Source organism: Paraburkholderia sp. IMGN_8, assembly GCF_038050405.1.
Lineage (GTDB): Bacteria > Pseudomonadota > Gammaproteobacteria > Burkholderiales > Burkholderiaceae > Paraburkholderia.
Map to the genome: position 1 here is coordinate 158,666 of NZ_CP150901.1, position 12,285 is coordinate 170,950.

At 60.3% G+C, this 12,285-nt stretch carries 11 protein-coding genes; 3 read left to right on the plus strand and 8 right to left on the minus strand.

All coding sequences use genetic code 11. From position 1 onward, the window contains the following. Window position 1 precedes the first annotated feature (1 nt). From WN982_RS21910 to WN982_RS21920, 3 genes are all read right to left on the minus strand, one after another. Entirely contained in the window at window positions 2-319 is a 318-nt protein-coding gene (locus WN982_RS21910) for a DUF485 domain-containing protein (RefSeq protein ID WP_341317791.1), read from the minus strand. A gap of 310 nt (window positions 320-629) precedes the next feature. Next, complete coding sequence (locus tag WN982_RS21915; RefSeq protein WP_341317792.1) at window positions 630-1,838, minus strand: CaiB/BaiF CoA-transferase family protein; 1,209 nt, start codon at window positions 1,836-1,838, stop codon at window positions 630-632. Between the two features lie 281 nt (window positions 1,839-2,119). Further along, on the minus strand, window positions 2,120-3,031 hold the full coding sequence (locus WN982_RS21920) for a LysR family transcriptional regulator (protein ID WP_341317793.1): 912 nt from the start codon (window positions 3,029-3,031) through the stop codon (window positions 2,120-2,122). A gap of 1,122 nt (window positions 3,032-4,153) precedes the next feature. On the opposite strand from WN982_RS21920, the gene WN982_RS21925 reads away from it, so the two are divergent. Both WN982_RS21925 and WN982_RS21930 read left to right on the plus strand, forming a co-directional pair. Next, entirely contained in the window at window positions 4,154-5,296 is a 1,143-nt protein-coding gene (locus tag WN982_RS21925; protein ID WP_341317794.1) for a porin, read from the plus strand. Window positions 5,297-5,610: 314 nt separating this feature from the next. Continuing rightward, window positions 5,611-5,964, plus strand: a complete 354-nt coding sequence (locus WN982_RS21930) for a transposase (protein WP_341317795.1) — start codon at window positions 5,611-5,613, stop codon at window positions 5,962-5,964. An 81-nt stretch (window positions 5,965-6,045) separates the two neighbouring features. Here WN982_RS21930 and WN982_RS21935 read toward each other — a convergent pair whose 3' ends face one another. Next, the gene (locus WN982_RS21935; protein ID WP_341317796.1) at window positions 6,046-7,605 is read right to left on the minus strand and encodes a methyl-accepting chemotaxis protein; all 1,560 of its coding nucleotides are present in this window, start codon (window positions 7,603-7,605) and stop codon (window positions 6,046-6,048) included. 182 nt (window positions 7,606-7,787) lie between these two features. Then, on the minus strand, window positions 7,788-8,534 hold the full coding sequence (locus WN982_RS21940; RefSeq protein ID WP_341317797.1) for a Crp/Fnr family transcriptional regulator: 747 nt from the start codon (window positions 8,532-8,534) through the stop codon (window positions 7,788-7,790). A 335-nt stretch (window positions 8,535-8,869) separates the two neighbouring features. Between WN982_RS21940 and WN982_RS21945 the strand changes: the two genes are divergently transcribed. Then, window positions 8,870-10,501 (plus strand): acyl-CoA synthetase, encoded by a 1,632-nt coding sequence (locus WN982_RS21945; RefSeq protein ID WP_341317798.1) that lies wholly within the window; start codon window positions 8,870-8,872, stop codon window positions 10,499-10,501. Between the two features lie 64 nt (window positions 10,502-10,565). Here the strand turns inward: WN982_RS21945 and WN982_RS21950 are convergent, their stop codons facing one another. The 3 genes from WN982_RS21950 to WN982_RS21960 all read right to left on the minus strand — a co-directional run bounded on the left by WN982_RS21950 (window position 10,566) and on the right by WN982_RS21960 (window position 12,207). Next, window positions 10,566-10,790, minus strand: a complete 225-nt coding sequence (locus tag WN982_RS21950; protein ID WP_341317799.1) for a hypothetical protein — start codon at window positions 10,788-10,790, stop codon at window positions 10,566-10,568. A gap of 280 nt (window positions 10,791-11,070) precedes the next feature. Next, a complete protein-coding gene (locus tag WN982_RS21955; protein WP_012428559.1) occupies window positions 11,071-11,274 on the minus strand; it encodes a cold-shock protein in 204 nt (67 codons plus the stop codon). Between the two features lie 297 nt (window positions 11,275-11,571). After that, complete coding sequence (locus tag WN982_RS21960; RefSeq protein ID WP_341317800.1) at window positions 11,572-12,207, minus strand: LysE family transporter; 636 nt, start codon at window positions 12,205-12,207, stop codon at window positions 11,572-11,574. Between the last annotated feature and the right edge of the window lie 78 nt (window positions 12,208-12,285).

Here is a 12,285-nt window from a genome sequence, read left to right on the forward strand (position 1 = left end):
TTCAGTCTCCTTGCCGGGCTTTGGCGAGAAGCGCGCTCATCGAAGGATCGAACGTGCGGTTCGCACGCAGCACATATCCGCCTGTCAGGCCGACCGCGATCAGGATGATGCCGACGCCCACGACGATACCCACGCTCGTCGTGGCGCCGGCATACAGCGGATGTGCGAGCACTTTCGGGGCGAGGGCGACGAACAGGATGAAGCCGTAGTAAGTGAAGATCATCAACGCCGTCAGCGTGAAGCTGAAGCGACGGCGTGAGGTGACGAGCTGCCGGTAGGCGGGACTCGCTTTGATTGAATCGATGAGGGCCTGCTGCATGGATGTCTCCAACCTGTGACTTGCTGATTTCGTTATGGTGGTGAATCGAATGAGCCCCGCTGGCTCGATGCGACTGCTTTGCCGGCTGCCTTCGGGCAGCGCTTGTTGTTGTGGTCGGGTGCCAGGCGCGGCGGGATGGCTGTTTCGATGCAGCCGTTACGCACCTGATTTGCCGCGTTTTATGATGCCTGGCCCAGTTCGCTCACCCGTTCCGGCACGCGCGTGAACAGATCACCGAGGAGGCCGTCATTGGCGACGCCGAAAATCGGCGCCATGGAACAGTGCCGTAGCAATGAGGCGCAATGCGGCGCTAAACGACGCCTTCTGCCTTCAACCGTGACAGTCGTTCGTCCGACAGGCCGAGCAGCGATTGCAGAACATCCTTCGTACCTTCCCCGAGTTGCGGCGGCGCGCTTCGTACCGGCAAGCGGGCACCGTCGAAGCGATAGGGCGGAGCGAGGACATGTGTGCTGCCGGCTTCCGGATGCGACTGCGTCGTCACGAGCCCGGCGTCCGTCGCGCGCTTCGAGGTGAGCGCCTCGTGAAGACCGAGCACTTCGCCACATGGAATGCCGGCCTGAGCCAGGCGCTCCAGCAACACCCGGCGCTCTCGCCGGCCGATCTCGCGCTTGAGTTCGGGCACGAGAGCCTCGCGGTTCGCCGCACGGCCGATGTTCGTCCGGAAGCGCTCGTCTTCGGCAAGATCCGGGCGTTCAATCACTTCGCGACAGAAGCGCGTGAACTGACTGTTGTTGCCGACCGTGATGACGAGCGGTCCATCGGCCGCATCGAATACGCCGTAGGGCACGATCGAAGGATGCGCGTTGCCGTAACGCGGCGGGTCCTCGCCCATGATCAGCGCTTCCAGCCCGTAATACGACGTGATCATCAGGCCGCAATCGAACAGCGCCATTTCGATGTGGCGTCCCTTGCCGGTCTGCTGACGCTCGAAAAGCGCCGCGAGCACCGCCTGGGCCGAGTACATCCCGGTGAACAGGTCGACAGCGGCAACGCCGAACTTCAGGGGCGGCTGATCGGCTTCGCCGTTGAGCGCCATCAGCCCGGCCTCGCCCTGAACCACCAGATCGTAGCCGGGGCGCGCGGCTTCCGGTCCCGTGCGGTCATAGCCGGAGATCGAGCAGTAGATCAGGTCCTCATGTTCCTGCTTCAGTTGCTCGTAGCCGAGGCCCAGCTTTTCCGCACCGCCGAACTTGAAGTTCTGGATCACGACGTCGCTCTTCTGTGCCAGTTCCCGCGCGATCTGCTGGCCCTCGGCGGTTTGCAGGTCGAGACTCACCGAGCGCTTGTTGCGGTTGACGCTGTTGAAATAGGCCGTCTCGGTCGAGCCGACTCGCAAGCCCCAATCGCGGGTGTCGTCGCCGCGCTTCGGGTGCTCGACCTTGATGACTTCGGCGCCGAGATCGCCCAGCACCATGGCGCACCACGGTCCGGCAAGTATCCGGGAGAGATCGAGGACGCGAACGCCGGCTAGCGGCAGCGAGGAAGTCAGGTTCGACATGGCAAATCCAGATTGACAGGAGTTCGTGACGAGGACGCCGCTTCTAATTTGAATGTGCGGCCGGGTTGTTGAGGGTCACGATGAGAATCTGGCCGCGCAGTTCCGGCGTGGCGATGTCGTCAGACAATTGGGGGTTCATTGTCCCAGTCTCCGTGTATTGGCTTTTCGTATGGGCCCATTGTGGGATGGGTCGATCGTATTGACAATTCCACTGGAGGTTGACGGACTGTTAACTACAGCTTGACGTCGGGCGCGGTGGCCGACCGCCCGCACGCGCTACCTCAGACCCAGGTCTGCGCGAGCGAAAGGATTTCGTCGCGCAGGTAGTCGATCAGGGCTTGCGTCGATGGCGATGGATAGCGATTGGGCAGGGTGACGATATACAGGGTGTTCTGCTGACCGGCGACACGGTATTGCGGCAGGATCGGCAGCAGTCCGCGGCTCATCGGCGCATGCGGCACGTAGACCGGCAACAGCCCGATACCCATGCCCTGACACACGGCCTCAGCCAGGAACGGGTAGTCCGACGACTGCAACGCGGGCTGCATCGTGATCGTGTGGACGTCGGCTTCGTTCTCCCGGTGCGTGAGCGTCATCGTCACGCGCCGGCCCGGGTAGGGCGATGCGACCAGCGTCTGCCGTTCGAGGTCGGCGGGGCAATCGATCGGACCGTGCTTCTCCACATATGCGGCCGATGCATACAGGTTCCAGTCGATCGAGCATATGTTGCGCGCCACGTAGTCCAGCGGCGGCGTCGACGTGATTCTCACCGCCACGTCGACTTCCGCGGCGATCAGGTCCTCGATCCGGTTGTTGAACGTGACATTCAGCGCAATGCCGGGATGCGTACGCGCGAATTCAAGCAGCTTCGAACCGATGAACATCCGGCCGAAGCCGGTCGGTACGCTGATCCGCACCCGGCCGCGCAGCGTTTGCCCGAGGCTGTCGATCGATGCGCGCGCCGTCCCCAGATCCTCGAGCATCCGCTGACCGCAGTCGTACAGTGTGTGTCCGGCTTGCGTCAGTTCGAGACTTCGCGTCGAGCGACGCAACAGTTGCGCGCCGGTTTCGCGTTCCAACAGCTTCAACCGCTGGCTGATGTTGGAGCGCGTCATGCCGAGTTTGCGCGCCGCGGCGCTAAGGCTGCGCGATTCCACAATCTCGACGAACAGGCCGATCAGATTTAAATCCATGGGGTGTTTGTCAATTCAGCCTGAACAGGTGTCGCTATATTAGGCCTATTGTCGCCGCGTGGAGATCGGTCGCCCCGAAGGGCTCTGTCGCGCGTCGAAGTCGCTCACGAACGGATTCTCGACTGCTCGTGGGAACGGCTTTCGCGACGGCGTTTATCGGTGTCGATGTCCGTTCGCATTGCTGTTCGGCTCCGAGGATGAAGGCGAACGCGGCCCGTCGCGAGGCAGCCACAAGGGCGGCCCGCTGGAAAGTAGGGAAACTCCGTGTAAAAAGGCTGACGGCTGCACCGTTAATCAAATACGGAAGGCTGTTCGATGTATGCCATCCGCTTTCAGCACGGGTTTCTTGTCACGCGGCGGCCGGCGCCGCAATTTACCCCCGGGCAATGCCCGTGCTGAAGGCTTCATTTCTTCGGCGATGTCCGTTTTGAAGCGCTAGCGCTTTGAGTGCATAGCCGACAGCTATGAATACATACGACCGCCACACGGCGGTCTTTTCATTGGCGCGTGTCTGCACAAGGCCATGCTGTGGCGGCTACATGGAGGGCGGGCCGGAATTCAATCCGGTTTGTTAATCGCCGCCTGTTAATCGATCGAACAGCGGATTACCGTTATGCCGCGTTATGCTGAATAATCCGCGCAAAATCAGCGACCTGATTAGTCGAATTAAGTTCCAGGTTTTCTTAAATAAATTTACTCCGCGCCGCATTCCTCTTGTGCATTTGCCTGATTTTCAGGCAATCAGATGTCGCTCATTTTTTGATCGTTCAGCCCCGATTACGTCAGGCATATTAAAACGCTGTTGCATACACACAACTTTCATTATTGAGAAGTTGCAAATATTGTCAGTTCAGCGCTGGCGCGCAGTACGTCTGATGTTGCGATAAATCTCGGAAAAACAAAGACTTACAGCCTGCGCCAGCTGGATTGTTGCGAATTCTGAAAGATCCTGTTGCGTAAATTGCGCATGGCGCTATTAGGGGGTCCCCCTACACTCACGCTTCGTTTCAAGGGTGCCCAGCTGATCCGAAGCGGTTCAGCGAACAGGGCGGTAGCGCGATGCATGCGCTGCCGAGGCAGGTCCCGCTCCCCGCGTAAATTTATCGAACTGGAGTCCCACGCATGAAAAAGAGTCTCATCGTCGTTGCGGTTGCCGCATCGTTCGCTTCCGTCGCTCACGCACAAAGCAGCGTGACGCTGTATGGTCTGTTGGATGCCGGTCTGACGTACACCAGCAATGTCAACCACAACGCAAAGTGGGCAGCAGGTAGCGGCGGCATCAACCAAAGCATGTTCGGTCTGCGCGGTTCGGAAGATCTGGGCGGCGGTCTGAAGGCAATCTTCACGTTGGAAAGCGGCTTCAATATCAACAACGGCAAGTTCGCTAACAACAACGGCATGTTCAACCGCCAAGCGTTTGTCGGTCTGTCGAGCGCGCAATTCGGTACGGTCACGCTGGGTCGTCAATACGACGCGGCACAAGACTACCTGGCACCGCTGACCGCAACGGGCAGCTGGGGCGGTACGTACTTCGCTCACCCGTTCAACAACGACAACCTGAACACGAACGGCGGCTTCGCAGTCAACAACTCGATCAAGTACTCGAGCGCTAACTACGCTGGCTTCACGTTCGGCGGCACGTACGGCTTCTCGAACCAGGCTGGCGCATTCGCAAACAACCGCGAATACAGCGTTGGTGCTGCATACCAGTGGCAAGGTCTGCGTTTGGGCGCGGCTTACGCACAGCAGAACAACCCGGGTGCAACGAACGCAGCAGGCACGGCAAGCAACGGCGGTGCTTCGGACGGCGCGATCATGGGCTTGACCGGCAACTTCCGTCAGCGTGAATTCGGCGCAGCAGGTTCGTACTCGTTCGGCCCGGCTACCGTCGGTCTGGCATGGACGCAATCGCGTATCGACAACGTCGCTGGCGCACAACGATCGCTGCGCGCTAACAACTACGAAGTCAACGGTAAGTACAACGTGACCCCGGCTCTGGGCTTGGGCGTTGCTTACACGTTCACCGACGGCAAGGGTTATGGCGTCGGCGCGAACGGTGGTTCGGAGTCGGTGCGCTACCACCAGATCGGCCTGCAAGCTGACTACTCGCTGTCGCGTCGTACGGACGTCTACGCTCAAGCCGTGTACCAGCACGCAATGGGCGACGGCGGTGTCGCTTCGATCTACAGCGGCGACGTGACGCAACTGCCGTCGTCGTCGAAGAACCAGACGGCTGCTACGGTCGGTCTGCGTCACCGCTTCTAAGCATCAACAGAAGCTGGTCGTAGTAAAGAAGGTGCCGTTCGCGGCACCTTTTTTTATGGGCGCGGCATTTAGAGCATCCGCCACGCATGCCGGATGCCGTGCGCCGAGCGCGCCGATGACAGACCACGACCTTCACGGCACCAAAAATCCTTTGGCGCAGTAAATTATTGCGATTTCTGATCGATTGCACTCGCACATCTGACAAGATTTAACTTTCGCGAAAGCGCGCTTGGAGTAGTCTCAATAAATTGATTTTTAGGCTATTTTCTCGCCGCAACGCTAGCACGTGTGCTGCAAATGCGCGTTCTTATTGCATGAATACTCCCGCTTCAAATCACCTCGCTGGCTCGCCGGCTATTCATGATCTGACCGACGAGCAATGGCACCGCATCGTACCGCTACTGCCTGAAATGAAAGACCTCGGACCACGGCGCGGCCGTCCCTGCATCGATATCCGTTGCGTGGTGAACAGCGTGCTGTGGGTGCTGCATACGGGCAAGGCGTGGAGCGCGATGCCCGACCGCTATCCGCCTTATCAGACTGCGCATCGCTACTATTTGCGCTGGAAAAGATCAGGTGTGCTGGCTAACATCGCCTTCGCGCTATTCGACACCGATGTAATGCTGATCCGACCCGTGGCGCGTAAAGGCGACGCGAGCGCCGTCTAAATCCATATCTGCATCGCAAATGAAAAAGGCCGTCACCGGGTGACGGCCGTCGGCGATCGACTCCGTAAGCGTATGGGTCAATCAGGCATGCTGTTCGACCTTGAACACCGAAACTGCATGCCGCAGCCGTTCGGTCTGCTCATCGAGTGAGCCGGCTGCGGCCGCCGCCTGCTCGACGAGCGCCGCATTGCGTTGCGTCACGTCGTCCATCTGGCGGATCGCGAGATTGACTTCGCCGATCCCCGAGCTCTGCTCCTTCGAGGCCGCCGAGATCTCGTTCATGATCGCCGTCACGCGGCGCACCGCGTCGACCACCTCGCCGATCGTACTGCCTGCCTTGCCGGCCAGCGTCGAACCTTCGCCGACCTGCGCCACCGACTGATCGATCAGCACCTTGATCTCCTTGGCTGCCGTCGCGCTGCGCTGCGCGAGGTTGCGCACTTCACCCGCGACCACCGCGAAACCGCGGCCTTCTTCGCCGGCGCGCGCGGCTTCTACCGCGGCGTTCAGCGCGAGGATATTGGTCTGGAACGCGATGCCTTCGATCACGCTGATGATCTCGCCGATCTTGCGCGAGCTATCGGTGATGCCGGCCATTTTCTCGACCACGTCGTTGACGACCTGACCACCGCGCGCGGCGATATTCGATGCGTCTGTCGCCAGTTCCGACGCGGTTGCCGCATTGTCGGCATTCTGCGTGACGGTCTTGGTGAGTTCGTCCATGCTGGCGGCGGTTTCCTGCAGCGAGGCAGCCTGCTCTTCGGTGCGGCTCGACAGATCCAGGTTGCCCGCGGCGATCTCTTTCGAGGCGACCGTGATCGTCTCGGCGGACGTCTTGATCCGCGCGACGGTAGCGGCGAGTTGATTGCGCATCTCGCGCAACGAGAACAGTAGGCTCGAGTTGTCGTCGCGCCGCAGTTCAATCATGGTGGCGAGGTCGCCGCGCGCGATCTGCATCGCGATCGCCGCGGCCGTTGACGGCTCTCCGCCGATCGAACGCGATACGTTGCGCACCACCCGCGAGGCAACGAACGACACCAGTACCCCGAGCAGCACCAGCATGGCGGCCGAGCGTTCAAGCGTGGTGTAGAACTGCGCCTGGATGTCGTCCATATAGGCGCCCGCGATAAAGTCCCAGTTCCACGGACCGAAGCGTTTCACGTAGCCAATTTTTTCGCTCGGCGTCGTCTCGCCGGGTTTCGGCCACCAGTAGCGTAGATAGCCGGCGCCGGCCGCCGAGCCGCCCGCCTGAGCGATGTCGTGATACAGCGCGTTGCCTTTGGCGTCGCGAAAGCCGCTCATGTCCTTGCCGTTCAGCTTCGGGCTCATCGGATGGTCGACCATCACCGAATCGCTGCGGACGATCGTGACGTAGCCGGACTTGCCGTAGCGCTGTGCATTGACGCGGGCAATGGCCTGCTGTTTCGCGTCGTCGACGGAGAGCTTGCCGGCGTCGGCCTGCTTCGCGTAGTCCGCAACGATCGATACCGCCATGTCGGTGACGTCGGCCAGATCCGCACGCCGAGCGGCCATTTGACCGTTACGTGCATCTAACGCGTTCACAACAGTGACAATCAGGAGCGCCGCCCAGCACAGCAGCAGCGGCACCCACAATTTCTGTTTCAGTGTCAGACGGTTCATTATCGGTTTCGACAATACGTTGAGCTCGGAATGGGGGAGGGCTGCAATCTGCGCTGCATAGTTCGCTTAACGGCTGTGGCGGCAGATTCTTTATTCCGTCGCCTGAAATTCAGGCAACATGCGAACCGGCCGCCCTTAGGCGGTCGCTGAAAGAGGGGGTGAAGGCGCAAGTGGCGCTTGCTCTAGATCTGCTCCCGGCCGAACGCGCACAGGCGTTCGAGGTCGAGCACGTCGATCTGATTGTACGAGAGGCGCAAAATCTCCAGTTTCTCGAGGTTTTGCAGCGCCTGGTTGATCCGTTGCCGCGACACGCCGGCCAGCAGACCGACTTCTTCCTGCGAAATGGCTAACGTGCGGCCGGTATCGGGGTACAGCTCGGGATTGAACAGTTGCGCAAGCGATTGGGCGACGCGAGCGTCCACATCGAGCAGCCGGCTATTCTGGATCGACGCGATGAATTCGCCCATCCGGTTGTTCAACTGCCGGATCACGAAGCCGGTGAACGGCAGGCTCGAGCCGAGCAGCGCATGAAACGTTTCCGACGGCACGAACATCACGAGCGAAGGCTGAATCGCGGCCACGTCATATTTGCGCAATTCACGTTTGATGACGCTGCCTTCGCCGAACCAGCCGCCGGGCGGCACGCCGGACAGCGTGCAACTGCGTCCTGAAGCGTTGTAAATAGCGAGTTTGATGAGTCCGGAATGCACGCCGATCCAGTAATCCGACGGTTCCTGGCGGCGCGCGATCCACGCTCCGCCTTGCAGGTGCTCCGCGTACGAGCTGGCGAGGACCATCGCCTGATGTTCGTCGGCCAGCGCGCGAAACCACGCGCAGGTGGCGAACAGTTGTGGCAGACCGGCGCGCGCGACCCGCTCCGGCCGGTGCGAACGGGCGCCTGCGAGGGCGGTGAGCGGAGCATCATCCATAAGCGGCTCGAGGGCGTGCCCGGTTTCAGGCGAGTTAATGTGAGACTTGGGGGGCGTTTAGGCGCGCCACTCTGTCATTTGAATGACAGACAGTTCAGCATGACAATTGCTAGGCTAGTTCATCAAACAGAATAATCGACGGCGCAACCGGCGCTTCAGCAACCATGTTGCATGGGACCCGAGTAAGCGCTAAAGCGCCAACTCGGGTCGACCGCAACGGGTTGCATGGGACCCGAGTAAGCGCTAAAGCGCCAACTCGGGTCGACCGCAACGGGTTGCATGGGACCCGAGTAAGCGCTAAAGCGCCAACTCGGGTCGACACAGGAGACGATGCAATGAAGCACATGTTCGAAGAAGGACTCGAGCGCCGCGAGGCCAATTATGTCCCGCTGACACCACTCGATTTCATCGTACGCGCAGCGGAAGTCTACGGTGAGCGGCCCGCGGTCGTCCATGGGGAGATTCGCCGCAACTGGCGCGAAACCTATGAGCGTACGCGGCGGCTGGCCAGCGCATTACAGCGGGCCGGTATCGAACGCGGCGATACGGTCGCGGCTTTACTTCCTAACATTCCTCAGATGATCGAAGCGCACTTCGGCGTGCCGATGGCCGGGGCCGTGCTCAATACGCTGAATACGCGGCTCGACGTGTCGTCTTTGCTGTTCATGCTGCGGCATGGCGAGGCGAAGGCGTTGATCGTCGATACGGAGTACAGCGAATTTGCACATCGCGCGGCGCTGGAATTCCCTGCGTTGCGGGTGATCAGCGTGGCCGATGCAATGCCCGCCGACGCGGACAAATTCGTCCGCGCGATCGATTACGAAGCGTTCCTGCAATCCGGCGACCCGGAGTTCGCATGGACGCCGCCTGCCGACGAATGGGACGCCATTGCGCTGAACTACACCTCGGGTACGACCGGCGATCCGAAGGGCGTGGTCTACCATCATCGCGGCGCCTATCTGAATGCGCTCAGCAATATCCTCGAATGGGACATGCCCAGGCATGCTGTCTATCTGTGGACGTTGCCGCTCTTTCATTGCAACGGCTGGTGTTTCGCATGGACCGTCGCCGCGCGTGCGGGCGTCAACGTCTGTCTGCGCAAATTCGACGCGAAGACGGTGTTCGAGCTGATCCGCCGCGAAGGTATTACGCACTATTGTGGCGCGCCGATCGTGCAGAGCGCGCTGGCCAATGCGCCGGCCGAGTGGCGCGAGGGCATCGCGCATCGCGTGTCGACGATGGTGGCGGGCGCGGCGCCGCCGCCGGCTGTGATCGCGAAGATGAAAGAGATCGGTTTCGACCTGACGCACGTATACGGGCTTACGGAAACCTACGGCCCGGCCGCGGTCTGTGCGAAACAGACTCAATGGGAAACGCTCGACGACGACGCGCGCGCCGAACTGAACGCGCGGCAAGGCGTGCGCTATCACCTGCAAGCAGCGGTGACGGTACTCGACCCGGATACGCTCGAGCCGGTGCCGAACGACGGCGAAACGCTCGGCGAAATCATGTTCCGCGGCAACATCTGCATGAAGGGTTACCTGAAGAACGAGCGCGCCACGGAAGCGACCTTCCGCGGCGGCTGGTTTCATACCGGCGACCTGGGCGTGCGGATGTCTGACGGCTATATCCGTATCCGCGATCGCAGCAAGGACATCATCATTTCGGGTGGCGAGAATATCTCGAGCATCGAGATCGAAGACACGCTGTACCGGCACCCCGCGGTCTCGGTTGCCGCCGTGGTGGCGATGGCCGATCCGAAGTGGGGTGAGGTGCCGTGCGCCTTCATCGAACTCAAGGAAGGCGCTCAGGTGACTGCGGAGGAAATCATCGCGCACTGCCGGCTGTTTCTTGCGGGATACAAGCTGCCCAAAGCAGTGCGCTTCGGCGAGTTGCCGAAGACATCGACGGGAAAAATCCAGAAGTTCGAGTTGCGCGCGCGGATCAAGTCGGAAGGAACCGAATAGACCGCGCGTGGTTTTCTAGCGCGCCCGATGACGCGCTATGTGGTGCTTAAAGGGGGACTCGCGTTTAACCGCGCGTATCGACCCAGTGGCGTGCCCAACGTGCCGAGTGCTGCAATGCCTGTTCTTCGTTCGCGAAGTAATCGAGCGAATAGAACTGGTAGCGCCCTTCGGCGTGCGCGCTGTCGGCGCGTTCGAGCAGCAGGTTGGACGAAAAGCTACCGTCGGGCAATCGATGCGCCGAGGGTTGGACGGCATAGCCGTTGTAGTGATGAATATGTGTGTTTTGCATTTTAATTTTAATGAAGTTCGAGTGCGCGCAGGCCGTGCGAATGTTGCACGGACGAGCTGATTCAAGCCATTGCGAGCCGAATCTCAACGCAGTCGGAAAGCGGAAAAAGGGCGTTAAAGCCAGAGGGGAGAATGAGGTGCAACGAGGCGTTTGGCGCTTGGGGTTTGCTGCTGAAAACAGAAGCAGCTAAAAGCGATCGCGCCAACTGTGGGAGACAAAAGCTCCGCGAGGATGTCGCTGCAACCCGGTGTCCGTTGCCGGACACCGAGCCCTTCAAACTTTACAGCGGCTTGATGTTAGCCGCTTGCAGACCCTTCGGGCCTTGCTTCGTTTCGAAGCTCACCTTCTGATTTTCAGCCAGCGTCTTGAAGCCGTCGCCGCTGATTTCGGAGAAGTGCGCGAACAGGTCGTCGCCGCCCTTGTCCGGGGTGATGAAGCCAAAGCCTTTGCTGTCGTTGAACCACTTAACGGTACCGGTATCCATGAAGAATCCTTGAGGAAAAAATAGAAAGATTTGCTCTGTTGATGAGAGCGCGAGAAGCATCAAGGAGGGAGAGGACAACGAATACCGCTGAGGGAGCGAGCAATTGATGAACAGCAATCGAACTTCTTGAACTTCGGACGCCACAGTAACCGCCGGGCCGTGTCAGCGTCAACACTTATCTTGTAACTGTTTCACCGGGTACGCCCATATTGTGTGCGCGGACTCACCCGGCGATGGAGCCCTGATTGCCGGCTTGTCATGCCTGGCGTGACAAGCCGGTCGAATCGCGGCGACATTTTAGATGCCCACTTTGTGTGCCGTCAGGATCAGGCGCAATCCGAGCGCGGTAACCGCACCCGCGGCGACGCGATCGATCCAGGCTTTCCACGTCAGGTAGATTTCACGCGGCCGTTTGCTCGAAAAGCACAACGCGACCACCGTGTACCAGCCGGCTTCGACGGCGAATATCGCGGGCGGCAGTGCGAAGTAGCACCACAGCGGCGGATGTTGCGGAAGCAGGGCCGCGAAAATACTGCCGTAGTAGACGGCTGTCTTCGGATTGCTGAGTTGTGTGCTCAATCCGATCCAGAAGGATTTGCGCACATTGGTGGCGGCGGCTTGTGCGGCATCGAAGGCGAGCGGTTTGGCGGCGCCGCGCCAGATTTTCGATGCAAGGTAGATCAGATAGAGGCCGCCTGCCACTTTCAGGCCGACGTATAGCCACTCGACTGTGGCTAGCAACGTATACAGCCCCAGCAACGCGATGCCGCTAAAAAACACGCCGCCGATACCCATGCCCGCGGCCGTTGCGAGGCCGTCGCCGCGGGATAGGCCGATCGCATTGCGGGCGACGATCACGAAGCTTGGTCCGGGGCTCATGGCGCCCAATAGCAGTGCGGCCAGAATTGTAGCGATGGCAGTTGATGCGGACATTTTGCGTTTCTCCTGACGGTTAGAGGCAGTGAGTCACTGGAAAATAGCATGATCGAGAAGGGGTTGGGCTTTTCGCTT